The sequence below is a fragment of the Shewanella jiangmenensis genome (assembly GCF_018596335.1).
GTDB classification, from domain to species: domain Bacteria; phylum Pseudomonadota; class Gammaproteobacteria; order Enterobacterales; family Shewanellaceae; genus Shewanella; species Shewanella jiangmenensis.
Genome location: NZ_JAHEPS010000001.1, coordinates 1 through 24606, shown reverse-complemented (window position 1 = coordinate 24606; position 24606 = coordinate 1). Strand labels below are relative to the sequence as shown.

Here is a 24606-nt window from a genome sequence, read left to right as displayed (position 1 = left end):
ATCCTTTCCGCAGCTCATGGCGTTTAGTAACTTATGACGTTTCAAGCCGCTGAGTAAAATACCGCTCAAAAAGAAAGGGATGCCACTGGCATCCCTTTTTGCTTGCTTCATTGCGCTTTGGCAATTGCTCAGCCTTAAAACGCCAGCACTACGTCAGTAGTGAAGGCCCAGCCGTTGGCGCCCACCTGGAAAGGTACGCTTGAGTAACCCACCGGCGAGTCGTTCAGATACAGAGCCTGCATGTTCAGACGCAGTTCGCGTCTGTCCAGCGGATAGTAGTTCACCCCGAGACTCACATCGTACGGATCGCCATAGTCGCCAAAAATCTGCGAGTAACCGGCATAGGCCTGCAGACGGTTTGGAATAACCATGGCGCTGCCCTGGATTTGGAAGCCTGAGTCCTCAACCGAGTTCACCGGAATTGGCCCTGTGGTGACAAAATCATCCAGCCAGCGCTGATAGGCTTCGGCTTCCAGTGACCAGCCCTTGTACTTGAAGCCACCGTTGATGGCGGCCATCTGATAGGTGGCTTTACGGATATCGCCGCCGGTCATGAAGGGGTCGGTGCGGAAAATGAGCGTGCCGTCCGACAGGCGCAGCTGGCTGTTTTCAAAGCCTTCTGTGCCGGGCTGACCCTGGGCATCTTCGCGGCTGCGGGTAAAGTGAACACCAAACAGGGTGGCAAATTCGTCGTGATGCTCGTAGTCACCCAGCCCCTGACCCGGGCCGTACTCGCCTGTGGTTGGCATCCACCACAGGGCGCCGGAGAGGGTATTGAACTCGCCATCCATCTGGGCGGCGTTCACCCCAAGCTGACTTAAGTTGTTACCTATCATGGCGCGGTATTCCACGCCCTCGGCGAGTTTTCCGTTGGCCCAAATACCAGAGGTGTATGAGCCACGGAAGAATTCATCCGCGATGGTGCGGTGGTCGTTCTTAAGCCAGGTCGGGAAGGTGTAGTTGGTGGAGCGGGTGGATGGCAGAGCACCAATACCGGCATACAGATTAAAGGCCGGATCGAACTGATAGCCAAGGTTACCGCCAAGCACCACCTGAGCCGGATCGCCCTGACTGGTGTTGGAGGTCCAGGCGTACATCAGGTAACGGAATTTCGGATCGAAAATCCAGCCCTTGAAGTTAAGGGTGATTTTCTGAAACTGCAGGTCGTTACGCAGATCCAGCGTGCTGGTGCGGCCAAAACTGTCGGTGTAGGTATCGTCAAAGCCATCCTGATTCAGGTAGCGGACATAGGTAAAGGCGCTGATATCCAGCTCACCCATGCTGTCGCGGGCGATAACAAAGCCTTTGCCCGGCTCAAATACGCCGCTTTCGCCTTTCTCAGGCTTGGCGGCAGGTTTGGTTTGTTTGACAGGGGCCGGTGCCGCGCTGGCGGCGGCGCTGTTTGCAGCGGCATCGGCGGCAATCAGGGTGGCAGCCTCGGGGGAGGCTTCGGACACTTCGGCTTCAAGGGTTTCAATCCGCTGCTCGAATTCACGGCTCTTGGCATCAAGCTCGGCTTTCATGGCCTTGAGGGCGGCAAGTTCTTTGGCAAGCTGCTCGGCTCTGGCATCACCAAGCTCGGCCAAAGCTTGTCCGGGCAACACCAGCGCAGCGCTCACCATGAGGGCGACTAATGATGGTTTCATATCACTTTCCTTGTTTTTGCTGCATTACAGCAAAGTAAAATCGTAGTTGACGATTATTCTGAAATCGAGGAAGTCATCGGCACTGGCAAAGTTGTTGTCCTGATCTATGTAAGCGGCGCGGGCACGCAGCCAAATCCGCTCACTCCAGCCCTCTTTGAGGCGCCAGTCCAGGGTCAGGTCATACTCAGTTTCATCGGCACTGGCGGCAGGTCCTGTTTCAGGGGTATCGCCATGGACTATGTTGGCAAAGGCGCTCATGTCGCCCGGACCAACCCGGCCAAAGTTCATCGAAAAGCCCAGCATATAGGCATCTTCACCGGCGCGGTCAAAGTCGTCGACTATCACCGAGAGGTAGTTTGCCGGGTTGCCGAATGGCTTGATGATGCCGTGGTCATCCTCTGTGGTGCTTGCGCCGAATCGCCAGGCGTAGGGGCCGTGTTTCAGCTCCACCTTTGCCGCCCACATGCTGGTGTCGAAGGCGCCAATCAGTTCATCGCCCTGACTTTGCTGCCCTGTGTACTGCAGGTTGGCGTTAATGGTGCTGCCCTTGATGATTTCAAAGGGATGCTCGACTTTGGCAAACACAGTGTCGAAGGTATCGAAAGTTCGCTGGTAAATCGCACCTACAGTCGTGCCTGCGTCACTGACATAGCGGGCACCGGCAAAACCGAGACCTTCATCCGTGCCTTTGGCGCCGGCGGCATGTGACATGGAAACAAACTCATCGTCACTCTTGCCCTTTATCTTGTCGACGTAACCGGCCATATAGCCAAAGCCTTGGGGCGAGGTATTGCCGATGGCGACCCCTTCAAAGGTGTTTGGTGTCATGCGGATATCGTGGCTGCCAAGGTAGGGCAGTTCGAAGCGCTGGCGACCGATGCGAAGGCCATGGTTTTCGGCAAAGCGCACCGTGAAGTTGGCTTCACCAAGCACGGTGAAGGATTCAGGCCCGGGCTTGAACAGGCCTGTGCCATCTTCATCTTCCGGTCCGTACAGCTTTTGCGAGGTATAAACCGTGGCGTTGAATCTTAACCAGTCACTGAGCCAGCCTGACTTGTACTCCAGCGCGCCGCCGAGCGCCCAGCCGACGCTGTCGGCCTTGGTGTCGCGGTCTCGGTCGAGGTAATAGCTTCGCGGTTTGAGAACCAGGCTGCTGTCGCCGAAAAAGGAGGACTTTTCGGTTTCCTGAGTGGCCTCAGGACTGATGCCGGTTACATCGTTTTGCTGGTTGGGTTCGTGGTCATGCCCGTTACTGACCTGTTGCTGTGCAAAAGCCGTGGCAGGGGCTGCCACGGCTGTTGAAAGCAGCCAGGCCACGAGCAAAGGATTGCGAGTGGCCATGGGATCTCCTTAATTTGCCGGGACTTTACACACCTCTGGGGCGTGGTAGTCCAGGTTCATCAGGCGGAAGAAGTTTTCACCCAGTGCGATGTGACGGAAGGCATTGTCGTCCATGTACTTAAGGGCGCGGCTGGTTACTTCCAGTTCTTTGGCGTACTGCTCGCGGGCCTTGGTGCTGGCGGCGACGAAGTCAGAGCCCGGCAGAATGCGGGTTGGGTACGCGTTAAAGAAGTCGATGAAGATAGGACCCCACTGGTGATAGGCGTTGTACAGCACATCCCAGGAGATATCCAGCATCAGGTTAGGGTACTTGTCGAGCAGATCCTTCATGATGGACACGTGCATGTTGGGCGGGATCTTGGTCAGCTCTTTCGACAGACCCATGTGGGCCCAGACAATCTTGTTGTCGGGGTATTTTGACAACACGTACTGCATCAGCGGCAGGAACTCGGTTGGGTTGGCATCGTTACCGAGGTCTGAGTGCAGGGTCACCGGAATATTGCGCTCTTTAAGAATTTGCATAAAGGGCGCCCAAGCATCGATGCTCTCAAAAGTTGCTGGCTCGTGTTTGTTGCCAAGCAGCGCCTGTTTCATCACGTTGAGCTCACCGGCCCAGCTGAACATGCCCGGATATTCTTTGTCGTACATTTCGATGGTTTTAACGATATCGTCCGGATGGGCGAGATCCATAAAAGTCATCGACAGGGTGATGTGCAGGTTTTTATGGGGGTAAGCCACCACGTCCATGCCGTTCACGAAGTCGTTTTTCACGCTGGGTGTTGCGGGCGTGCCTTTACAATCAAGGTAATAGGTACAGCCTGATTTAAGGTCCAGCACCTGACCTATACCGAAGTAGTTCACGAAACGCACGCCAAGCGAGTCAAACATTGAAAACAGCTCAGGTGCCGGCATGGCTGCGCCGCCAAATGGACGTGGGTGGAAGTGGGCATCCACCACGGCGGTGTAGGGCTCTTTGGCGCGGTCGTAACAGGCTTGCTCGCTGGCTGGCTTGGCGAAGGATTCGAGGCTGCGCTGAGACGACTTGGGCTCGGCGGCTGCGCTGGCTTCTTCGCCGGTTTTTGGGGTTGAGCCGCAGGCTGAAAGCAGTGCCAGAGCCGGCAAGGCAAACAACATGGGGCGCAGGGCGGACGTCAAACGGGAAAGACGATGGGTTTTCATGGTTCACTCCTTGTTGTGAACTTCCCCTGCTCCGGGGGAAGCCTACCTGACAAAAAATTGCCAAACACTTAACTGTCGATTGGATTTGGGAATTTTCAAGCAGAATAGGTGAAAAAAGTGCTTTTAGAACTACCACAAAAGGCTGAATAGAGTTGATCTGAATCACTTATTTTCAAAGGCTTGCGGCGCTTCAGTGCCTTTATACAGCCGGGCTTGCCGGGTGCAATTTGGAAGGGTATCTGATACAAGTATTAAATTATCTTTGCTTTATAGGAAGTTATCATGGCATCGGCAGATCTTTCGGCCCTCACGGGGGAGCACGTTGTATTGGAGCCTTTAGGTCTGGAGCACATCAGCGCTCTTATGCTGGCAGTGACCGATGGCAAGCTTTGGGAGCTGTGGTACACCAGCGTGCCTAATCCGGATGAGGTAGCAGCATACGTTGAAAAAGCGCTCAGGCAGCAGCAGGCGGGCAGCGCCATTCCCTTTGCGGTGCGTTGTCGGCAAAGCGGCGACATCGTCGGCGCCACCCGCATCTGCAACATTGAGCCTGAAAACCGGCGTATGGAAATCGGCTACACCTGGTATGCCAGCCGCGCCCAGCGCACCGGCATCAATACCGAAACCAAATTACTGCTGCTTGGGCATTGTTTTGAAACCTTAAATGCCATCGCGGTCGAGTTTCGCACCCACTGGCACAATCAGGCCTCCAGGCAAGCCATTGCGAGACTCGGCGCGCGTCAGGACGGGGTGCTGCGAAACCATAAAATCCTTGCCGATGGCACCATCCGCGACACGGTCGTGTTCTCGATACTTGACCGGGAATGGCCTGTGGTAAAACAGGATCTGTGCTTTCGTCTGCGCCGCCATGCCAGCCCAGGTTGAGAGCGCGCTACAAGAAACACTTGATTGCGGCGTCAAGCTTGGGTAGCTTTGCCAAAAACCTTGAAGGAAGTCACACTTATGGCCAATTCCATGGCAACGCTGCCCCGTAAAATCCGTATTGCCGCCATCGCGCTTGCTGGCTTTTCCCTGAGCACTCAGGTGCTGGCCGATGAGGCCGAAAAGGCCCTCGCGGGCGAGCTTCTGGACTGCACCGCTTACTATCAAATCAGCTCTGAAGCTATTGCTGCCATGAACGCGCCGCAAATGCAGGCGGTGGGCGAGCGCCTTAAGCAGTCTGCAGCCGACAGCCTGGCGCTGGCAGGCAAATACTATGGTGAAGGTGATCTGGACGCCGCCCTAAAAGCCGCCCGTGATAAGCAAATCGCTTCGATGGCGGGCTCCTCAAGCCTTGGCAATCTGATGGCCAAGTATAAGGAAAGCTGCAAAACGCTCACCGCCAACCCGCAGGCGCGGCTTGAGTACTGGCAAATGGCCACCATGTGATTTGCGAAAGCTAACTTGCTGATTCTTTGATGAATGCGAGTTTGCTGAAGACTTGCATTAGAGAAAACGCCCGACAGGGCGTTTTTTTATGGTCGGGCGTATTACTTCACCAGCGTATTTGGTGCCTGATGCAGGCGAGCATAAGGCCGATACCTTAATTTTTATTCCCAGCGCTGTTTTTTCTCAATGCAAGCCGGTTTTTCTCAAAGCAGGCCCGTTTTCCCTAAAGCACGCAGTTCTAATCCCCAAAGCCTTTGTCAGGTTACTCAAAGCCTTTGTAATGAAACGTAAATGACTATTGCAATCGGCCGCTTTTTATAAGAAAACGGGACATTAGCCGTGCCTTGGTCGCAGGGCTGTCACTGTTTTTGATAATAAATTTTATAAAATGCTGCCCGCCAGCGGGCCCTGAGTGTGAGTCATGATATCGCTACAGGCTTTGACAAAATCCTTCAAAATGGGGGAAGGGGAAGTTCAGGCACTGCGGGGCGTGGATATCCACATTGCGCAAAATGAATTTGTTGCCATCATGGGGCCGTCCGGCTCCGGCAAATCCACCCTGATGAACATCATAGGTTGCCTCGACAGGCCTTCGTCCGGCGAATATTTGCTGAACGGCGAGGCGGTGGGCGGTCTTTCTGACGATGCGCTGTCGGCGGTGCGTAACCGTGAAATCGGCTTTGTGTTTCAAAGCTTTCACTTGCTGCCACGGCTGTCGGCACTGGATAACGTGCTGCTGCCGCTCAGGTTTTCTGCCATCCCCCGCGGCGATAAGGCCCACGCCATCGAGCTTTTAAACCGGGTAGGGCTTGGCTCACGGCTTGACCACAGGCCCAATCAGCTCTCCGGTGGTCAGCGCCAGCGGGTTGCCATTGCCCGCGCGCTGGTAAACCGGCCAACCTTGCTGCTGGCCGATGAGCCCACGGGTGCGCTTGACTCCAAAACCTCGGTGGAAATCATGCAGCTCTTTGATGAACTTCATCAAAGCGGCCAGACCATAGTGCTGGTGACCCACGAAGAAGAAGTGGCCGCCTGTGCCGGCCGGGTTATTCGGATGCGGGACGGCGTGGTGCAATCCGATGGCCGCGAAGCTCGCAAACCGTTGGCGGAGGCCCGTCATGGTTAATTGCAAAGCGCCTGTTTTGGCGCTTGTCTCAATGATATGTGCCTTCACGGCAACGCCGACCCTCGCCCAGTGCCAGGGCGGTGACAGTGCGCTGCTGCTCACCGGCAGCATCAGCTCATCCCGCTCCCAGCCCTTTGCCGTGCCCAAGGCCGGCGATGCCTGGCGGCATCAAATCCAGTGGCTGTTTCCCGAGGGCAAGCTTGCCAGCGTTGGCGACACCATAGTGATTTTTGATAAAAGCCAGATTGCCAATCAGATAGAGCAGCTCGAGGCGGCGCTTATCCGCGTTAAAGCCCAGGAGCAAAGTCAGGGCATAGACCTTGAATCGGCCCTGTTGTCGGCGGAGTTTGAGGTGCGCCGCGCCACCTTAACTCTCGAGAAAGCCCGGCTCGATGCGGCGGTACCGGCCGATTACATTGCCGCCAAAGAATACGCCGACAACCAATTCAAGCTGATGCAGGCCGAAAGTGAGCTGGATAAGGCCAATCAGGCGCTGAAGGAGGCGCGGGAGAATCAAACCTCGTCGTTGGCGCAGCTTGCGATTGAAAAGCGCAAGGCCGAGGTGGAGCTCAGTGACGCCCTCGATGCCCTTGATGCCCTCGAGCTTAAAGCCGACATCGCAGGCCCGGTGATCATCGGCCGCGACTGGAACGAAAAAAAATACCAATCCGGCGATACAGTGCAATTTGGCCGCCAGATAGCCAGCATTCCGGCGCTGGATGGGCTTGAAGTATCGGCCTGGGCCAATGAAGTGGATGTCGACCGGGTGCGTCATGGCCAGGCCGTATGCCTGTCACTCGATGCCATGCCGGGTCAGTCCTTTCAGGGCAAGGTTGAAAACATCGGCCGTCAGGCGGTAACCCGCAGCGCCTGGGGCCAGAGCAAATGGTTTCGGATAGAAGTGTCACTCACCGACGCTGGCAAGCTTGCACTCTCGCCGGGGATGAGTGTGATGGTGGAGGTGTCCCAGTGACTAACGATATAGGCCCAGTGACCAAAAACATTAATGCTAACCAGACACTCAAGATAAGACAAAGCACTGAAACCGCAGGTATGCCGCGCCGCGCCGCAATGTTTGTCGCGCTGGCGCTTGGCAGCTCTTTGATGCTCAGTCTTGGCGGCTGCAGCAAAGGCAGCAGCGCCAGCGTCAGTGAAGGGCAACTGATGCAGCAGGTGGAAGTGACCGGCGTGCTGACCTCGGCCGATACCGTGTCGCTGATGCCGCCTGCCATGCGCCGGGTGTGGCAGTATCAGGTCAAAAGCCTTGCCCCGGAAGGCAAGGAGGTAAAGGCCGGCACTGTGGTGGCTAAGCTTGATACCTCAGATTTAAGTCAGAAATTGCAGGTTAAAAGCGCCGAGCTTGAAGCCACGGTGCAGGACATTGAAACCTCGCGGCTTCGTAACGCCAAGGTGCTTGAGGAGCTCAAACTCGACCTTGCCGAGGCGCGTATGGAGGAAGAAAAAGCCAAGCGCAAGTTTGAGCTGTCGGACGACACAGTCGCTGCCATCGAAAAGGAAAAATACCGCCGCGATGCCACTATCGCCACCGAAAAAGTGACCCTTATCGGCCAGAAACTCAAGCTGGAACAAGAGAGTATCAAGGGCCGGATGGCGATGCTCGATGGTGACAGGCAAAAATTTCAAGCCGAAGTCTCTGCACTCAAGCAGGGCATAGCCGCCATGAGTTTAAAGGCGCCGCGGGATGGCATGGTGGTTTATGGCAGCGATCCCCAGGGCAATAAAATCAAGGAAGGCCAGTCGGTGTTTGCCGGTGATGCGGTGTTTTCCATGCCGGATCTGAACCGGATGCAGGTTGCCATGACCATCCCCGAGGTGGAAGCCAACCGGGTAAAGAGTGGCCTTAGGGTCAAAATTCGTCTTGATGCCAACCCTGAGCGGGTGTTTCACGGCACGCTGACCGAAACCGGCGCCGTGTTTCGGGTTAAAAACGATGATATTCCGCTGGTGGTGTTCGATGCGCTGGCAAGCTTTGATGAGATTGACCCAGAGCTGATGCGCCCGGGCATGACAGCCAAAATCAGTATTGATGTGGTTCGGCCAACCGAGGCACTGCTGCTGCCGCTCGATGCGGTGCATTACGACGAGGGCCGGCCCTTTGTCTGGCAGGATGGGCTCTTTGGTGAGCGGCGTACCTGGGTGCGCCTTGGGGATTCGGGCCGCGACAAAGTGGTGGTGGAAGACGGGCTTGCCCTTGGTGATGAGGTGCTCCTGAAATGAAAGTTCCTGCTGAAATGAAAGTTGCTGCTGACACGAAAGTAGCTCAACAAAAATCAGATGCTGGCGCGCCAATGAATGCGTTGAATACCAAAACCCGACTAAAGACGACGCTGGCGGGCGCTCTGCTGCCAACTCTGTTATCAACCTTGCTGCTGACAGGCTGCAGCGATTCGCCCCAAAGCGGCGTGCTGACCATGACGGTCAGCCGCAGCGACTTTGTGGCCCAAATTCCCGCCCGCGGCGAGCTTGAGGCCACCAGTGCCACCCCGGTGTCAGTGCCTGGCGGTCTTCGCGGCCCCCAGTCACTTGCCTGGATTTTGGACAACTTCTCCGAGGTGAAAGCTGGCGATGTGGTAGCAAGGCTCGATGGCCGGCGCGAAAGCCTCGAGCTTGAGCTTGAGCGGTTTGACTTTGACAAGCTGGCGCTCGATGGCGACATGCAGCGGCAAAAGAACCTGACCACGGCGCAGGAGCTGAACATCGGCCGCGATGTGACCGAAGAGGAGCTCAGCCTGGCGCAGCGCTTTTTTATCGACGATGAGCGGGTGTACACCAAAATCGACATCATCGACCAGATGCGCAACAAAGACTATCTTGAGGCGCGGCTTGGGTATTTTGATTGGGGCAAGGGCAGCCATGATGCCCAGGCCAATGCCGAGCTTGACCTTATCCGCCTGAAACAAAAGGGGCTTGAGGCCAAAATTGCCACCTACGAGGGCAATTTGGCGCAGATGGAAATTGTGGCCCCCCACGATGGTTTGTTTGTGATGCAGCCCGGCTGGACCGGCACTCTGCCGGTGGCGGGAGACATGGTCTGGTCCGGCATTCCTCTGGGTAATTTGCCCGATACCTCGGTGATGCAGGCACGGCTTTGGGTGCTTGAGTCGGAAGCCGTGGGGCTGTCGGTCGGCAAACAGGCGTCTGTGACGCTGGATGCGTATCCTGACAAGGTGTTTCAGGGCAAGGTGACTCAGGTCGATGCGCTTGCCAAGGCGCGGGAGCGCGACAGTCCGGTGAATTATTTCGAATTCACGGTCGCGCTTGATATGACCGACACCGCCATTATGCTGCCCGGCCGTCAGGTGCAGGCGCGTATCGCCGCTGTGTCTGAGCCCGGCGTGCTCAGCGTGCCCAATCAGGCCATTTTCCAGAAAGAGGGGCGTTACTGGGTGTATTTACAGCAGGGAAATCAGTTTATTGAACAAAAAATCAAGCCCGGCAGCCGCAGCCTTAACCGCACCGTGGTGCAGGAAGGTTTGAATGAAGGCGATGTGGTGGCCCTGACGGTGCCGCCGCGGAGGACGCAGGCATGACGGCAGAAAAGACGGCAGCGGCTAACGCGCAGGCGAGTATTGCTGGGGCGAGTGTTGCTGAGGTGGGCAGTGCTGGGGTGTGCAGTGCTGAGGTGAGCATGGCCGATAAGGTGCGCCGTTATCAGCTCGGCGTGGTGCAGGCCATCGGCGAAATGCTGCACCATAAGCTTCGCACCGCGCTTACCCTGCTGGGGATGATCTTCGGTGTGGGCGCCGTGATTGCCATGCTGAGTGTCGGCGAGGGCGCCGAGCGCGAAGCGCTGAAAATGATTGAATCCATGGGGCTTAACAATCTGGTGGTCAATGCCAGGCCATCGGAAGGCGAGGCGCTCAAAACCGTGCGTGAGCACAGTATTGGGCTCAGTCTTCGCGATGTGGAAAGCGCCATGGAAACCTTGCCCTTTATCGACGCCTACAGCGCCAGTAAGCAGGTGAAGGTGTTTGGGCTCTTCAGTTTGCAGGGGCGCAGCGATGCCATGGTGCAGGGGGTAACCCCAAGCTACTTTGACCTGAGCGCGTTGAAACTCGCCGAAGGAAGACTGCTTAACAGTGAAGATGAGCGCTTTTACCGCCAGCTTGCCGTGCTTGGGCCTGAGGCGGCCCGCAGCCTTTTCCCCCGCGGCGAGCCTGTGGGGCAGCGGATTAAAATCAACCACCAGTGGTTTACCGTGGTGGGCGTGCTGCGCGAAGGTCAAAGCGGTAAGTCGGCCATCGAAGGGGTGAAAGTAGGCGGTGAGCGCAATCAGGTGTTTATTCCGCTGGCAACTGCACTTAAAAAAATGCAGTTCAAACCCCTTGAAGATGAACTCGATACCATCAAATTTGCCCTGAAAAGCGGCGTTGAGCCGTCGCTTGCGGCCCAGAGTCTCAATCACCTAATTTCCCGCCGCCATGGCAAGGCGCAGGATTACGATGTGGTTGTACCGGCCGATTTGCTGGCGCAGCATCAACGCACGCAGCAAATTTTCAATATCGTCATGGCCTGTGTGGCGGGTATTTCACTGCTGGTGGGCGGTATCGGCATCATGAATATCATGCTTGCCACCATTTTGGAGCGCACCTCTGAGATTGGCCTCTTGCGGGCGCTCGGTGCCACCCAAAAGGACATAGCGCGGCAGTTTTTGATTGAAAGCATGGTGATTTCAGCCACCGGTGGCCTGATTGGCATTGGTGTTGGGCTGTTTCTCGCGCTGGTGATTTCGGCCGCTGCCGGTTGGCCCGTGGCCTGGTCGCCATTCGCTATTTTGCTGTCGCTCGGGGTCTGTATGGCGGTGGGTATTGGCTTTGGTCTGTATCCGGCCAAAAAGGCCGCGAGACTCGACCCGATTGTGGCGCTGCAGCGGGACTGATATGCGCGCCAATATTCAAATCCGCTGAAACCCTTAACCGGTTAAAAAGGCTTGCGGGTGTGATGTGCGTGCCCGCAAGCCTTTTCAGCGGAAATGAGTGTCGGCAAAAAATAGTCAGCGTGCCAGATTAAGCTGATATCGCTTTAAAATAGTCTCCAGCATGCCGTTGGTTTCGAGTGTGTGCATCAGGGCTTCCAAGTCTGATGCACTGATGGGGCTTTGGGGATGCAGCAGCGCTACATGGCGATAATGCTGATCCCAGCGGTTTGAGATTTTCAGCGTTGCCGCCTTTTGCGGGTGTTGATGTAAATACCAGCCCAGAAACGAGATGCTGATGGGCGCTATGTCGGCGCGGTTAAGCAAAAGGCCTTCAAGCGCCGCGCGGTTGTCGGGCACCAGCTCCAGCCGGTAGCGCTGCCTGAGTTCTGCTTCTCTGGTTTCAAAACCATTAAATTCATAATGATAACCCCGCACCAGCAGCAGGCTTTTTTCGCTCAGGTCATCAAAATAACCGGGTTTTGCCGCCTCTGGCATATGGCCGACAAATACCTCGCCGTCGGCAACCTTGAGTTTGACTATCGCCTTGTCGAACTGCTCCCAGCCCCAGCTTGGATTTTCAAACAGGATTATGTCGAATCGGTGCCGGGCAAACGCCTGATAGCGGTTTTCGATGCTGGTGGGGGCAAAGCTGAATTGATACCGGTCGCTTATCTTATTCAGCGCTGCAGTTATTTCCGGCACCACGCCATTAATACCCTCAGCTGTTTCAATTACATAGGGCGGAAATTGATATCCCCCGATAATCACCTCAACCGGCTTGGCAAGCACACTCTGACACACAGCAAGTAACGCAAACAGCATTGGGGCGGTATTACGCATTCATCGACCTTGATATTGATTGGTTCAGCATCCGGCAAGCCTTTGACCGGCATATTGTGGTTAAACTCCACAAGCTGAGTTGAACCCAGTGTTGTAAAACCCAGAGTTGTCCAGCCCAGAGTTGTACAGCGCAGAGTTGTAAGCCCGGAGTGGTTAAACATAGCCAAATCGGTCAAGATGCACCACAAGTGTTTAAAGTGTGCTGACTTTCTGCTGTGCTATTGCCGATTTATGCGCTCGTTTATGCGCTGGTTAATATCGATAGAAGTCAGGTTCTGAAAATGGATCCAGTGTTAAAAATGGGAAGAGGACAGCAAAGGATGCAGACGATACTTCCACCCTCCGACAGTGCGGATGCCGCACTTTGCCGCTGGCAGGAGGCGGGGCTAATCAAAAGCGCTGACATGCAGGCGGCGCGTGCTGTTGCAAATACGCTTGCCGCCGAGCATCACCGCCATGGGGCATGGCAGCAGCGGCTGGCATGGCTTGGGCTCAGTCTGGGGGCACTGTCGTTTGGCGCCGGGGTGATTTTCTTTTTTGCCTACAACTGGGCAGATTTGCACCGCTTTGCCAAGTTTGCTGTGCTTGAGGGCGCCATGCTGGGCCTGCTTGGTTTGCTGTTTATGCTGGAGCGGCGGGAAATTGCGACCGGCAAAGGCGCCATTCTGCTGATGCTCGATTTACTCTTTGGCGCTTTGCTCGCGGTTGTGGGGCAGGTGTATCAAACCGGCGCCGATCCCTGGCAGCTTTTTGCCCTCTGGAGTGTGTTCAGTTTGCTGCTGGCGATGGGTTATCGCAGCGACTGGCTCTGGTGCTGCGTTATCGGCCAGCTCAATCTTGCGTTGACTTTATACTTCAGCACCCGGTTTGGCCTGTGGGCGATGTTTGACGACCAGGTTCGCATCATTGTTGTGATTGCCTCGGTCAATCTTGTGCTGCATCTTTTTTTGGATGCAGCGCCGCGTTTCAAAATCACGGCCGCCACTATGCCGTTTGCCAGCCTGTTTGCGCTGCTCCTTGCCCTTGGTTATCTGGTCTGGCTTGCCGCCTTGCTGGTGTTTGATTCAGGCTCGCTGCTGTGGGGCCAAACCTTATATGGCACCGACGGCGCAAGCATTGTGGGTGCTGGGCTGCTTTTGCTGTCTCCCTTGGTGTACCTCTACTACCGCAGAATAAACCCCAGTGCGATTGGCCTTGGGCTTTGGGGTTTTGCCGCCATCGGCGTGGCCACCATGGCGCTTAGCCGGCTTATTCTTGAGTCCAGCGATGACCCTGTCGGCATTTTTATGCTGGTGGGCATGTTCGTGCTCGGCTGCAGCAGCGCGCTGGTGGTGTATTTGAAGGCGATGCTAAGAGACATGTCTCCTGATGTTGATGAATCTGTTACGTCCGGGCTTTTGGCTTCTAAGGCGCCTGACTTTGAATCTGACGTCGAGCCTGACGTTGAAAATGACGTCGAGCCCGACTTTGAGCCTGACGGGGAAGATAAGGGAGAAGATAATGCAAAGGAGCGCCATCCATGAGCTCATCATCAAAGATGCCGGGCGCAAATACTCCATCTCCAATGGCAATGCTTTGGGATGCGCTGCAAAACGCCTCACTGATAAGTAACGACAGTCGCCAAACTTTGCACAGCAATGTTCAAAACGCGCCGACGCCGCTGTGGCTGATGTTGCTCTCCGGCGTGGCAGGTTGGGTTGCGGCGCTGTTTTTCCTCGGGTTTTCTGTTGCGCTTATCGCCAGTATCGGCGATTTCGACAGCAGCCATGCGTTTGTTGTTGGCCTGATTTATGTTATCAGCGCCCGCTTTATTTACGCTCAGGCCGCAGGCAAAGACTTCTTTGAGCAGCTTGGTTTTGCCATCAATCTTGCCGCCATGATTGCGCTTATGTGGGGCGTGATGGATTTTTTTGAAGGCAACGATGCGCGTTTTTACGCTGTGGCTGGCGTTATTTTGCTGCTTAATGGCGTGTTTGCCGCGTATCGTCCCGATGCGCTGCTGTCGGTGTTTGGGGCGCTGCTGATGCTGGGGCTTGGGTTTGAAGCTATGGGCTGGCTTTACTGGCTGCTGCCGCTACTGCTTTTGCTGATGATGTTACTGCTGTTCTTGCCCCTATTTGGCGCACAGGTTGGTAGTGCATCAGCTCTTACTGGAAGCGCAGCACCGCTGCTGCGCCGTATTCGCCAAAGCCTGCTGCTGGGGCTTTTGGTATTGCCCTGGATAACCGACAGTCGGCTCAGGCCTTGGGACAGTGCGGCGATGAACAGCGCTTCGGGTGTAGGAGAGGGTGCGGGTTCAGTTGCGGGCTCAGGCTTTTGGCCGTGGGCTGTGCTGGGCTGGCACCTGTCCTTGCCGCTGGCGGCAGAGTTTTTACTGTTTGCAGTGCTCGCCTTTGCCACACTGCTGACCATTTTGCACACGCTGAATAAGGCTAAGATCAAGGCCAAGGTCAAGCCCGCTGGCTCTTGGCTCGGCCACGACGATGAGCACGTTCACGTTAATAAAAGCACTGACAAGCTGCCCCTAAGCGCATGGCTTTTTGCCATCTTTGCTGTGCTGCTACTCACCACAGTTTTTTGGTTTTTCCCCGCCCTTGCCATGGCGATGCTGCTCTGGCTTGTGAGCTGGCAGCGGCTTGAGCGGCTTGATGTAGTCTGGTGCCTTATCGCGGCGCTTGGCAGCTTCAGTTTGTATTACTACCAGCTGTCGCTCAGTTTGCTGACCAAATCTCTTGTGCTGATGGCCCTTGGCGCGGTGCTGCTTGCCTTTGGCGTATGGTGTAAAAGGAGGAGCGCATGATGCTGTCACGGGGCTTTTGGCTGGCATTGGCGGCAAGCGTGCTGTTTTTGCTTGCCATCAATGTGCAGGTTTTTAAAAACGAGCAGCTGCTTTCGGGTGGCACAGTGGTGCGCTTAGCGCTCGTGCCCGTTGACCCGCGATCCCTGATGCAGGGCGATTATATGGCGCTGCGTTACGCACTAGAGGACCCTGTTCGCGCCGCCATGGATGAAGCGGATATTAAGCGCAATTTTGATGGCATGGTTTGGGTAAGGCTTGATGCCAATGGGGTGGCGCAGTTTGTCGCCATCGACAAAGGGCAAGCGATGGATGAGGCCGAGCTTAAAGGTGCCATCAGACTGCAGTTTCGTAAGCGCGATGACGCCATCAAGCTTGCAAGCAACGCCTGGTTTTTTGAAGAAGGCAGGGCCGAGCATTTTGAGCAGGCCAAATACGGCGAATTTCGGGTCGATGCTGACGGCCGTGTACTTTTGGCCGCCATGCTGGATGAGGCGTTCAGGCCTCTCTAACACAGTGGACTGATTTAATACTTTAGGACGTTGACCACCCTTGGGTGCAAGTGTTTTACATATGACACCTGTTTGTAACATTGTCTGGCTACACTAGGAACGATTGCCAGTAAAAGCAGGTAAATCAACACGATGTATTGTATGTGCAATGTATTGTGCCGATAACGCTTATAAAAAAACACAAACACTTCAGGGGTTAACACATGAAAACCAACATGACGTTGGTCGCCTTGGCATTGGCCGGTTTGTCCGCCCATGTCAGCGCCGCCGATACGCTGTTTATTTCCGAATACGTCGAAGGCTCAAGTAACAACAAGGCCATCGAAATCTACAATCCCACCAATCAAACGGTGGATCTTGCCGATTACCGTCTTAAGTTTTACTTCAATGGCTCAGGCAGTGTGGGCAGCAGCATAGCGCTGTCTGGCACACTCGCTGCCGGCAAAACCCATGTGGTGGCCGATAATGACGCCAGCGCCGATATCCTCGCACTCACCCAGCAGCAGAGCAGCTTAAGCTTTTTCAATGGCGATGATGCCGTGGTGCTCGAGCACTTGGGCAGCGTGATTGACAGCCTCGGGCAGGTAGGGTTTGACCCGGGCAGTGAATGGGGCACGGGAGATTTATCCACCGCCAACAACACCCTGCGCCGTGACCCCACTAATCCGGTTATCGATACCGATCCCTCTGATACCGTAACCCTCAATGGCTGGCTGGGTTTTGCTCAGGATGATATCAGCGATCTGGGTAAATTCAGCGGTGGCCCGGTTGAGCCGCCGGTTGATGGCCTCGTGTGCGCCGCGCCTGCCACCGCCATTCATGCGCTGCAGGGCAGCACAGACACAAGCCCGCTGGTTAACCAGATTGTGGAAGTGGAAGCCGTGGTGGTGAGTAATCAGGAAGCGGGGCTTAAGGGGTTGTTCCTGCAAATGAGCGACAGCGAAGCCGATAGCGATGCTGCCACCTCCGAAGGGGTGTTCCTCTACACCGGCAATGCGCCCACGGGCTACGTTGCGGGCGATCGTATTCGCGTGAAGGCCAAAGTGGTCGAATATCAGGGCCTGACCGAGCTAACCAATATCACCGACAAGGCGCTTTGCGCCGCCAATCAGCCGCTGCCAACGCCTGCCGCCGTGAGTTTGCCAGTCGCGAATGTCTCAAGCCTTGAAGCCTTTGAAGGCATGTTGGTGAACTTCAACCAGAATCTGACCGTGAACGAGGTGTATAACCTTGGCCGCTACGGTGAAATTCTGCTGGGTGGCAGCCGTCACTTTATTCCGACCCAGGTCGCTGCGCCCGGCGCAGATGCGCTGGCGGTGATGGATGCCAACAAGCGTGACAGCATTCTGCTGGACGATGGCAAGACTGCGCAAAACCCCGACCCAATTATGTATCCGGCCCCCGGCCTTTCTGCCAGCAACACGGTGCGGGTTGGGGATACTGTCACCAATCTGACGGCGGTGATGCACTACGGCTTTGGCGTATATCGCCTGATGCCGGTGGATACGGTGAACTTTGTCGCCACCAATCCGCGCACCGCAGCACCCGTGCTGGACGCCGGTAACCTTAAGGTCGCGAGTTTTAACGTGCTCAACTACTTTAATGGCGATGGCCTTGGCGGCGGATTCCCCACAGCCCGCGGCGCCAATACCGCCGCCGAATTTAGCCGTCAGCGCGATAAAATCATCAGCGCCATGAAGGCGATTGATGCCGATGTGCTCGGGCTGATGGAAATCGAAAACGATGGTTATGGCAGCGAGTCGGCGATTGCCGATTTGGTGGCGGGCCTTAACAATGCCACCGAAGCTGGCCGTTATCAGTTTATCAACCCGGGGGTTAACGCCATTGGCTCAGATGCCATCAGCGTAGGCATTATCTACCGCGCCGATCGCGTCAGCCCCGAAGGCGCGGCGGCCATCCTTGACAGCAGCAATTCGGCCCTCGATGAGGCAGGACAGCCACTCTTTAACGATGGTAAAAACCGCCCCATGCTGACTCAGGCCTTCCGTCATCTGGAAAGCGGTGAAACCTTGGTGCTGGCGGTTAATCACCTCAAGTCCAAGGGCAGCGAGTGTCTGGATGTGAACGACCCCGACACAGGCGATGGGCAGGGTAACTGTAATCTTACCCGTACCCGCGCCGCCAAGGCGGTGGGTGCCTTCCTCGAGGCCCAGTATCCCGATGCGCGGGTGCTGGTGATTGGCGATCTGAACTCTTACGCCAAGGAAGATCCGTTAACTGCGCTAAGCGATGCAGGCTTTAGCGAGCTTTTTGCCCACCTTGGTAAAGAGGGCGCCTACTCCTACGTGTTCTCCGGCGAGTCGGGTCAGCTTGACCATGCATTGGCGAACGCCAAACTTGTTGATGAAGTGGTGGACGTGACCGAGTGGCATATCAATACCGATGAGCCAAGGGTGCTGGATTACAACGTCGAGTTCAAGACAGCAGGGCAGCTTGAATCGCTTTACAGCAGCGATGGCTATCGCTCGTCGGATCACGACCCTGTGGTGATTTCTCTTCAGCTTGAGCGTGCCAACGCGCTGCCGCAGGCGGACTTTGGCTTTGAGGTTCGCGGCCGTAAGGTAAGCTTCAGCGCCACTGCGAGCGACAGCGATGGCGAGATTGCCACTATTGCGTGGGACTTTGGCGACGGAAATCAGGGCAATGGCGAAACCATTCGCCATAAATACGCATCCCCTGGTATTTATCAGGTGACGTTGACAGTGACAGATAACTTAGGCGGTGTCACTGAGCTCACCAAAGAAGTTGCTGTGCAGGTTAAGGCCGATAACGCCGCGCCTGTGGCCGTGATAAGCCATTACGATTTTGGGCTGATGGAGCTTTTTGTCAGCGACAGTCACGACAGCGATGGCACTATCCGCAAGCAGCACTGGCAGTTCAGCGATGGCGCCCAGTTTGCCAGCAAATGGGTGCTTCGCCGCGCAGGCCGCGCTGATAGCGTAACCCTCACCGTTACCGATAACGACGGGGCGACCAGCAACACCAGCCTGAGCTTTTAAGCGGCCTCATGCTTGATCGTTAAAACAAAAACCGGCGCAAGGCGCCGGTTTTTTTATTACTTAGAGGTAATCACGAGCAATAATTGTGCTCAACTTTATAGTCTTTGACTTCTATTTTTGAATAGTTTCCGTCTACGCCTTTAACGATTTCGAACAGTTTGACGCCACAGGTTTCACGCCCATTTGGTGCTTCAGTGTAATCATAGAGAGCTTCGTAGTTGCGGTCCTTTGCGGGAGTAAAAGTCACGACTTTACGGCACCACGAATAAAGTGCTCCCTGTTTACCGTCTGGTTCTCCGGGGGTAAAGCCTGCAATACCAACTCCGTTGAATTGAAACGATAAAGGTGCGCTCGCTGGAATATGCACTTCGTTTTGATGTGAATCAGGGATAGATGAGTTATAGAGTGGCATATCGATACGGCTTAAACTGCGTACCAGATTGGCTTTAACACCCAACACCGTGATAAGCGGTAATGCTTCATCTGAGACGCATCCCTTTGGATTGGCCGCCGTCACAAAGTTATTGTTGCTTGGGACAGAGGTCAGTCTAAGTTTTGCACTGTCTACGCCTTCTTTAGGTACGTGGTAGGGTACAGAGGCACAGCCGGAGATAAATACAGCAGAAATTATCGCCAGTTCTTTTTTCATCATTATCCCTTTGATTTAACTTGAGTGGCATGGTGATTTCAGCTTAATCTGCCACATCTAAAATTGTTCCAAATATAAAAAACGGATCGGCATGTGGTATACGGATGTGTCTTTTCGGTGATATAGAGATATCCGCATGTTCTGTTGATACCGAATTAAATATGGTAAGTGACTCAGCGATCTCGACGTCGCTACACTTAGAAACCCAGAGTGCGGCCGGATAATATAGTGACTGATGGGCACGGTCAAACTTAGGCTGGTCAATTTAAATATCTATCGACATTAAACCGTCTAAATGGTCGTCATGCGGTAAATTGTGAAATTGCAAAAATTCATAATCCCACATTATGTGGATGTGTTGCTGCACTTTGTCACCTACCTCGGCAATGGTTTTTTATGAGCGACAGTCAGCGACAGTCAGCGACAGTCAGCGACAGTCACGACAGCGATGGCACTATCCGCAAGCAGCACTGGCAGTTCAGTGATGGCGCCCAGTTTGCCAGCAAATGGGTGCTTCGCCGCGCAGGCCGCGCTGACAGCGTAACCCTCACAGTTACCGATAACGACGGGGCGAGTAGCAGCACCAGTCTGAGCTTTTAAACGGCCTGATGCTTGATTGTTAAAACAAAAACCGGCGCAGGGCGCCGGTTTTTTATTGAACATCAATGAACGGTTTTAGGATAGGGATGAGCCAATAAATATGACATTAGGAGGGCTCAATGACTTTGAGCACCCTTGCCGGATTGCCACCAATTACCAGGTTACTGGCAAAACTCTTGGTCACAACGGCTCCTGAAGCAACGACAACATTCTCACCCAAGGTGACTCCGGGGTTAATTGTCGCATGTCCGCCTATCCAGCAGTTGTTTCCAATCGTGACAGGTTTTCCTGACTCGATACCACTTTTTCTTTGGATAGGGTCTATTGGATGGGTTGCGGTATAAATGCCAACTTGTGGTCCAATAAAACAGTTATCGCCGATACGTACTTCTGCAACATCTAAAATAACACAGCCAAAATTGGCATGAAAATTCTCGCCAACGTGTATGTTCAGACCATAATCACAGTTAAATGTAGATTCAATGTGAATATTATTCCCAGTAGAGCCAAATAGTGACTTAATAATTTCTACTCTTTTTTCACTAAAACTTACACTGGTCTGATTCAGCGTTTCGGTGAGTAAACGCGCATTCAGGCGCAATCTAACGAGCTCGTCATCACTCGGGTCGTAATTTTCTCCCAAGAGCATTTTCTCTCTTTCTGTCATATAAAATCCAACGCTGAATCAAGATTTTTAATGCATGCTTATTATTTATTAATAAAATAAAAAGTGTAAGTTTAATTTTAAAGCCTTGTTGCAATGCACTTATGGCTCTATCAAAAATGCCAAGTGTTTCGAAGACTTTGTCGGCACAATTTCAATGACATCATAATTGGCAAGTTTCTCCAGTTGAAACGGATCTTTAGCGAGTATGTTATCCAGGCTGTCACGGTCTTTAACTGTGGCAATAATAATACCACCGGTCCGAGGTACTTTGCGGCCTGATAGTTGAAAATGTCCCAAGGCATATTGCTCATTCAGAAATGCGATGTGCTCAGGAATAAACTTGTCAATTTCATCCAGTGGCGCGGTATAGGTAAGGGATACGATGAACAAGAGTGCTCCTTTTCTATAGGTTAACAGGCGGGAGAGTCTCCCTATTCTGAGCCATTCGATGTATTTTTTCGACCGAAAATCAAGCCATCAGCAATCCGTAGCGAGCTGGGATCACTTTGTCAGTATGTTTGCTCGGGAAGGCCGATAACGATGGCAAAAATTGATTTACAGATATGCCAGTCTCAGGCAAACGCTCGCTTGAATCAAGGTAAGCAGGCCCGATTGACGTTAATGGGGATGTATCGCTTCGCTTTGCTGCTTACCTCGGCACCACTTGCCGCCGCATTTGGCTTTCATGGCGCACATCGCATCCCATCGGCCGCTGATGCCACTGTATTGGCGACGAAATTCTTTCGCTGAGGTTATCCAGGCATCATCACTGATGCCAAGTGCTTGCAGAAGTTTTGGTCTGGTAGACGCAATAAAGCCACGTTTGTCGTCACGCACTGCTCGGCCGGTCCAGTCAATCAGCTCCAGATAATCAGCAAAGTGAAAGGGGATGCCGGATTGCTCGGCGTTAATGGCAGCGCCATCGAATGGAAGTAAAGGCTTAAGCGAGGCGGTTAGTGGCGCAGGCTCTGCAATATCTGCGATTCGTTCCTGAATCGATGTGTAATCAGATGCTTGCAGCGAGTCAGCAATGCCCGCCCGAATCGGGTTTAAGTCCACGTACATCATGCAGGCGAGCAGCGCCTGTTCATCGAGTAGCGCCTGAGATTTAAATCGCCCTTCCCAAAATACGCCCTTGCAGCCATCTTCCCGATTGGCCTTGCGGGCAATTTCTTCGTTTAAGCACCTCATAAACCAACTGATACTGCCAAGCCGCTCCTGCCAGTCGCTAATTAAGCCATCGACCAAGATGCGCTCACCCTCTGACAGGTTTTCGCCCTTGAGGAATTTTGCCGCGACGGGATTGCCGTAAAAGAGCTTTGTCCAGCGTTCAATCACCTCAAATGGCGACAGCGCCTTTTGAGCGACAAGGTCAATTTTCAGCACCAAATGATAGTGATTCGACATCACCGCATAGGCGCAGATATCAATACAGAATATCGATGACAACTGCCTGATTTTATCTACTATCCAGCCACGGCGATGCTCATAACTGCGACCAGAAAGTGCGTCCTCACCACACAAAAACGCCCTTCTGACACAGCGATTAATCACGTGGTAGAAGGGCGTACTCTCGGGGTCAATCAACTGGCGACGAGCGGTAGTCATGGCGAACCTCGACGGACAAAGGGGCTACGTCAAAGCCTAGTCGAGGGGCGGCGAAACCTCAAAAAGGTTTGGATGTCCGAAAAGATCGCTTTAATTGCCATAAAGTCTTTACCATACCGAATTCGTTGAACGGAATAACTTTGGTTAATTACCGCTTCAAATACCACTTTGCAATCCAGTTGATACTGATTACCACATTCCCAATTATCGTACGCAGCAACAGACTCGGTTACTTTCACAGACATACTTCGATCCTCGGCAATATCTGATAACCATATACCCAAGGCTACTAAGAAAACTATGACTGCTACACCGATGCTTGATTTCATAATGACATTTAACGCCCGTAGCAACGGCTGGCCAAAACTGGCGCCATAAATTGCGTAAGCAATTTTGGTGACAGGTTTGAGCCAGTCCGATTGCCTGCGCTTGTTAGGGCTTTTTTAACACCCGTTATGCCAACCACAACCTAATAGAAATTGGCCATTACTTAAAGGGGTAAGCGCTATTGTTTTTGGACAGCCACTTATATTTGAAACATATTTACCAAAAGCTGATCCAGCACTATTTGATGGAACTAGACTGAATAAATTGACAATTTTCTGATAGTCACCACTAAATTTTGCATAAGTAAATGCGGAGAAATCAAAATATGAATTTTCAGTTTCGGAGACAATAGCTTCTGCTTTTGCATCGCCGATATTTATTGGCTCCTGGAGTATAACCATAGCCTTATAAGCAGTTCCTTCGCCGAATCCGTAAGCAGCATATCCATTTTTAAAGTTAGTTTTCTTTTCAACCAGATCATAAACTACAGATTCAGGCTTACCTTTGCAAACTAATGCATCAAGTAAATTCTTTTGAATCTGTGTTTCATTTGCAGATGCAAAAGCACTATAAAAAACTACAAATAAGAAAGTCGAAATTCTTGCTGCCATGTGCAATCCTAGAATAGCCCTAACATCTATGGACGCTCCCGATTGTGCAAGCTAGTTGAGCCTAAAGAACTGTAGGTTTTGCAGCCATCTATTCGGATTTTGTGAGGAACAAGCCTCGATCCCTGATGAATTCCGCTGGCTTACGACTAATCATTTGGACGTACTTATTTGTACGATGTTAGGAACAGTCTCTGTAAGCCACGGTGCAACCTGTCTGTCGTCAGTTAACTTGCCTGCGCAAAACGTTGCATCTGATTAATTTACAATGTGAGAAAAATCCTCACGGTAATCCGTGCGATTAGCCAATAACGACCAGGCTATCCGCGCAAGTTTGTTGGCTAAGGCCACTATCACCACATTTTTATGCGCTCTGCCGCTCAATGCTCCCAACCATTCCGTGACCCGTCTGTCTGGATTCATGTGTCGTAACACTGCACGTGCTCCATGGATAAATAGTCGTCTCAGATAACCATCTCCACGTTTGCTGATACCTAATAGCCGTGTTTTACCGCCACTTGAACATTGCTTTGGTACTAACCCCAACCAAGCTGAGAGTTGCCTTCCAGATTTAAACTCATGACCTGAGCCAACCGTGGCTACAAGAGCTGAAGCGGTAAGTCTGCCGATCCCAGGTACTTGCTCAAGCCTTCTGCACTGCTCATTCTCCCGACTCGCCATGTCAATCTCTCTGTCATAGAGAGCCAAGTCTGTTTCGAGTTGGTTTAGCCGTGCTTTCATGCGAAGGATGTGCCTTAGCAGCACTTCTGGCAAGGCTTCTTGAGTTTGAAGTTCTTGCGCAAACCATGCCGATAGCTTTCTCGGGCCGACCGCCACAACAATACCAAACTCAGCCAGGGTTGCTCTAATACGGTTAATTAAGGCGGTACGCTCTTTAATAATCCCGTCCCGCTCTCGATGTACCAGCAATAGAGCCTGTTGTTCTTCTGATTTCAGCGCAACAAAACGCATGTTCGGGCGTGAAACAGCCTCACAAATCCCTTCAGCATCATTCACATCGTTCTTGTTGCTTTTTACATAGGGTTTAACGAACTGAGGAGCCATCAGTTTTACTGTATGACCTTGCTTAGCCAGCTCTCTTGCCCAGAAATGAGCGCTGGCACAAGCTTCCATTCCGATAAGACAAGGCGGTAAATTGGCAAAAAACTTCAAAACAGAGACCCGTTTAAGCGCCCGCTTAATCACCACCGCACCGTAGCCATTAACGGCATGGATTTGAAAGATATTTTTCGCTAGGTCAATCCCAACAACTGTGATGTTTTCCATGACGGACTCCTAATCAAATTAGTACTGTGACTATTTAGGATAGGAGCGTCCATTTCATTATTTGTATAGTG

General features: G+C 53.3%; 22 protein-coding genes. 12 read left to right on the top strand and 10 right to left on the bottom strand.

The annotated features are described in order from the left end of the window. Positions 1 to 134 precede the first annotated feature (134 nt). Genes KJI95_RS00110 through KJI95_RS00100 form a run of 3 tightly spaced genes read right to left on the bottom strand, consistent with a single transcriptional unit; the run spans position 135 to position 4166 of the window. Positions 135 to 1646 (bottom strand): OprO/OprP family phosphate-selective porin, encoded by a 1512-nt coding sequence (locus KJI95_RS00110; RefSeq protein ID WP_214505150.1) that lies wholly within the window; start codon positions 1644 to 1646, stop codon positions 135 to 137. Positions 1647 to 1670: 24 nt separating this feature from the next. After that, entirely contained in the window at positions 1671 to 2987 is a 1317-nt protein-coding gene (locus KJI95_RS00105) for an OprD family outer membrane porin (protein ID WP_214505149.1), read from the bottom strand. A gap of 9 nt (positions 2988 to 2996) precedes the next feature. After that, positions 2997 to 4166: an amidohydrolase family protein gene (locus KJI95_RS00100; RefSeq protein ID WP_214505148.1), complete on the bottom strand. Its 1170-nt coding sequence runs from the start codon at positions 4164 to 4166 to the stop codon at positions 2997 to 2999. Between the two features lie 282 nt (positions 4167 to 4448). Here KJI95_RS00100 and KJI95_RS00095 point away from each other — a divergent pair, with 282 nt between their 5' ends. From KJI95_RS00095 to KJI95_RS00065, 7 genes are all read left to right on the top strand, one after another. Beyond that, positions 4449 to 5051, top strand: coding sequence for a GNAT family N-acetyltransferase (locus KJI95_RS00095; protein ID WP_214505147.1), 603 nt, complete (start codon positions 4449 to 4451; stop codon positions 5049 to 5051). A 78-nt stretch (positions 5052 to 5129) separates the two neighbouring features. Continuing rightward, positions 5130 to 5555, top strand: coding sequence for a hypothetical protein (locus KJI95_RS00090; RefSeq protein ID WP_432653769.1), 426 nt, complete (start codon positions 5130 to 5132; stop codon positions 5553 to 5555). A gap of 421 nt (positions 5556 to 5976) precedes the next feature. Continuing rightward, positions 5977 to 6681, top strand: a complete 705-nt coding sequence (locus tag KJI95_RS00085; RefSeq protein ID WP_214505146.1) for an ABC transporter ATP-binding protein — start codon at positions 5977 to 5979, stop codon at positions 6679 to 6681. 31 nt (positions 6682 to 6712) lie between these two features. Next, a complete protein-coding gene (locus KJI95_RS00080; protein ID WP_250885501.1) occupies positions 6713 to 7654 on the top strand; it encodes an HlyD family secretion protein in 942 nt (313 codons plus the stop codon). Continuing rightward, a complete protein-coding gene (locus tag KJI95_RS00075) occupies positions 7651 to 8919 on the top strand; it encodes an efflux RND transporter periplasmic adaptor subunit (protein WP_349356687.1) in 1269 nt (422 codons plus the stop codon). The genes KJI95_RS00080 and KJI95_RS00075 overlap by 4 nt, the downstream gene beginning before the upstream one ends. 71 nt (positions 8920 to 8990) lie before the next feature. Further along, the gene (locus KJI95_RS00070; RefSeq protein ID WP_214505144.1) at positions 8991 to 10232 is read left to right on the top strand and encodes an efflux RND transporter periplasmic adaptor subunit; all 1242 of its coding nucleotides are present in this window, start codon (positions 8991 to 8993) and stop codon (positions 10230 to 10232) included. A gap of 98 nt (positions 10233 to 10330) precedes the next feature. After that, positions 10331 to 11581, top strand: a complete 1251-nt coding sequence (locus KJI95_RS00065) for an ABC transporter permease (RefSeq protein ID WP_250885572.1) — start codon at positions 10331 to 10333, stop codon at positions 11579 to 11581. A 114-nt stretch (positions 11582 to 11695) separates the two neighbouring features. Here the strand turns inward: KJI95_RS00065 and KJI95_RS00060 are convergent, their stop codons facing one another. Then, entirely contained in the window at positions 11696 to 12460 is a 765-nt protein-coding gene (locus KJI95_RS00060) for a type 2 periplasmic-binding domain-containing protein (RefSeq protein WP_214505143.1), read from the bottom strand. A 320-nt stretch (positions 12461 to 12780) separates the two neighbouring features. On the opposite strand from KJI95_RS00060, the gene KJI95_RS00055 reads away from it, so the two are divergent. The 4 genes from KJI95_RS00055 (at position 12781) to KJI95_RS00040 (ending at position 18789) form a co-directional block, all read left to right on the top strand. Then, the gene (locus KJI95_RS00055; protein ID WP_214505142.1) at positions 12781 to 13983 is read left to right on the top strand and encodes a DUF2157 domain-containing protein; all 1203 of its coding nucleotides are present in this window, start codon (positions 12781 to 12783) and stop codon (positions 13981 to 13983) included. Continuing rightward, positions 13980 to 15260 carry a DUF4401 domain-containing protein gene (locus tag KJI95_RS00050; RefSeq protein WP_214505141.1) on the top strand — a complete coding sequence of 427 codons (1281 nt, stop codon included), beginning with the start codon at positions 13980 to 13982 and terminating at the stop codon, positions 15258 to 15260. The genes KJI95_RS00055 and KJI95_RS00050 overlap by 4 nt, the downstream gene beginning before the upstream one ends. Then, positions 15257 to 15769, top strand: a complete 513-nt coding sequence (locus KJI95_RS00045; RefSeq protein ID WP_214505140.1) for a GDYXXLXY domain-containing protein — start codon at positions 15257 to 15259, stop codon at positions 15767 to 15769. The genes KJI95_RS00050 and KJI95_RS00045 overlap by 4 nt, the downstream gene beginning before the upstream one ends. Before the next feature lie 203 nt (positions 15770 to 15972). Beyond that, positions 15973 to 18789: an ExeM/NucH family extracellular endonuclease gene (locus KJI95_RS00040; RefSeq protein ID WP_214505139.1), complete on the top strand. Its 2817-nt coding sequence runs from the start codon at positions 15973 to 15975 to the stop codon at positions 18787 to 18789. 70 nt (positions 18790 to 18859) lie between these two features. Here KJI95_RS00040 and KJI95_RS00035 read toward each other — a convergent pair whose 3' ends face one another. Then, positions 18860 to 19438, bottom strand: coding sequence for a hypothetical protein (locus tag KJI95_RS00035; protein ID WP_214505138.1), 579 nt, complete (start codon positions 19436 to 19438; stop codon positions 18860 to 18862). Between the two features lie 396 nt (positions 19439 to 19834). On the opposite strand from KJI95_RS00035, the gene KJI95_RS00030 reads away from it, so the two are divergent. After that, on the top strand, positions 19835 to 20038 hold the full coding sequence (locus KJI95_RS00030; RefSeq protein ID WP_214505137.1) for a hypothetical protein: 204 nt from the start codon (positions 19835 to 19837) through the stop codon (positions 20036 to 20038). A gap of 106 nt (positions 20039 to 20144) precedes the next feature. Here the strand turns inward: KJI95_RS00030 and KJI95_RS00025 are convergent, their stop codons facing one another. From KJI95_RS00025 to KJI95_RS00005, 5 genes are all read right to left on the bottom strand, one after another. Next, a complete protein-coding gene (locus KJI95_RS00025; protein ID WP_214505136.1) occupies positions 20145 to 20705 on the bottom strand; it encodes a sugar O-acetyltransferase in 561 nt (186 codons plus the stop codon). A 99-nt stretch (positions 20706 to 20804) separates the two neighbouring features. After that, positions 20805 to 21095 carry a YciI family protein gene (locus tag KJI95_RS00020; protein WP_214505135.1) on the bottom strand — a complete coding sequence of 97 codons (291 nt, stop codon included), beginning with the start codon at positions 21093 to 21095 and terminating at the stop codon, positions 20805 to 20807. Between the two features lie 228 nt (positions 21096 to 21323). After that, on the bottom strand, positions 21324 to 22313 hold the full coding sequence (locus tag KJI95_RS00015) for a transposase (protein ID WP_214505134.1): 990 nt from the start codon (positions 22311 to 22313) through the stop codon (positions 21324 to 21326). A gap of 443 nt (positions 22314 to 22756) precedes the next feature. Next, a complete protein-coding gene (locus KJI95_RS00010) occupies positions 22757 to 23251 on the bottom strand; it encodes a hypothetical protein (RefSeq protein ID WP_214505133.1) in 495 nt (164 codons plus the stop codon). Positions 23252 to 23506: 255 nt separating this feature from the next. Continuing rightward, positions 23507 to 24535 (bottom strand): IS110 family RNA-guided transposase, encoded by a 1029-nt coding sequence (locus KJI95_RS00005; RefSeq protein ID WP_214505132.1) that lies wholly within the window; start codon positions 24533 to 24535, stop codon positions 23507 to 23509. Between the last annotated feature and the right edge of the window lie 71 nt (positions 24536 to 24606).

Excerpts from the sequence above, each read along its gene's own strand:
- KJI95_RS00100 (WP_214505148.1), bottom strand. The coding sequence starts at position 4,166 with ATGAAAACCCATCGTCTTTCCCGTTTGACGTCCGCCCTGCGCCCCATG.
- KJI95_RS00050 (WP_214505141.1), top strand. The coding sequence starts at position 13,980 with ATGAGCTCATCATCAAAGATGCCGGGCGCAAATACTCCATCTCCAATG.
- KJI95_RS00110 (WP_214505150.1), bottom strand. The coding sequence starts at position 1,646 with ATGAAACCATCATTAGTCGCCCTCATGGTGAGCGCTGCGCTGGTGTTG.
- KJI95_RS00025 (WP_214505136.1), bottom strand. The coding sequence starts at position 20,705 with ATGACAGAAAGAGAGAAAATGCTCTTGGGAGAAAATTACGACCCGAGT.
- KJI95_RS00015 (WP_214505134.1), bottom strand. The coding sequence starts at position 22,313 with ATGACTACCGCTCGTCGCCAGTTGATTGACCCCGAGAGTACGCCCTTC.
- KJI95_RS00090 (WP_432653769.1), top strand. The coding sequence starts at position 5,130 with ATGGCCAATTCCATGGCAACGCTGCCCCGTAAAATCCGTATTGCCGCC.
- KJI95_RS00060 (WP_214505143.1), bottom strand. The coding sequence starts at position 12,460 with ATGCGTAATACCGCCCCAATGCTGTTTGCGTTACTTGCTGTGTGTCAG.
- KJI95_RS00005 (WP_214505132.1), bottom strand. The coding sequence starts at position 24,535 with ATGGAAAACATCACAGTTGTTGGGATTGACCTAGCGAAAAATATCTTT.
- KJI95_RS00095 (WP_214505147.1), top strand. The coding sequence starts at position 4,449 with ATGGCATCGGCAGATCTTTCGGCCCTCACGGGGGAGCACGTTGTATTG.
- KJI95_RS00070 (WP_214505144.1), top strand. The coding sequence starts at position 8,991 with ATGAATGCGTTGAATACCAAAACCCGACTAAAGACGACGCTGGCGGGC.
- KJI95_RS00010 (WP_214505133.1), bottom strand. The coding sequence starts at position 23,251 with ATGGCAGCAAGAATTTCGACTTTCTTATTTGTAGTTTTTTATAGTGCT.
- KJI95_RS00040 (WP_214505139.1), top strand. The coding sequence starts at position 15,973 with ATGAAAACCAACATGACGTTGGTCGCCTTGGCATTGGCCGGTTTGTCC.
- KJI95_RS00030 (WP_214505137.1), top strand. The coding sequence starts at position 19,835 with ATGAGCGACAGTCAGCGACAGTCAGCGACAGTCAGCGACAGTCACGAC.
- KJI95_RS00035 (WP_214505138.1), bottom strand. The coding sequence starts at position 19,438 with ATGAAAAAAGAACTGGCGATAATTTCTGCTGTATTTATCTCCGGCTGT.
- KJI95_RS00045 (WP_214505140.1), top strand. The coding sequence starts at position 15,257 with ATGATGCTGTCACGGGGCTTTTGGCTGGCATTGGCGGCAAGCGTGCTG.
- KJI95_RS00085 (WP_214505146.1), top strand. The coding sequence starts at position 5,977 with ATGATATCGCTACAGGCTTTGACAAAATCCTTCAAAATGGGGGAAGGG.
- KJI95_RS00105 (WP_214505149.1), bottom strand. The coding sequence starts at position 2,987 with ATGGCCACTCGCAATCCTTTGCTCGTGGCCTGGCTGCTTTCAACAGCC.
- KJI95_RS00080 (WP_250885501.1), top strand. The coding sequence starts at position 6,713 with ATGATATGTGCCTTCACGGCAACGCCGACCCTCGCCCAGTGCCAGGGC.
- KJI95_RS00065 (WP_250885572.1), top strand. The coding sequence starts at position 10,331 with ATGGCCGATAAGGTGCGCCGTTATCAGCTCGGCGTGGTGCAGGCCATC.
- KJI95_RS00055 (WP_214505142.1), top strand. The coding sequence starts at position 12,781 with ATGCAGACGATACTTCCACCCTCCGACAGTGCGGATGCCGCACTTTGC.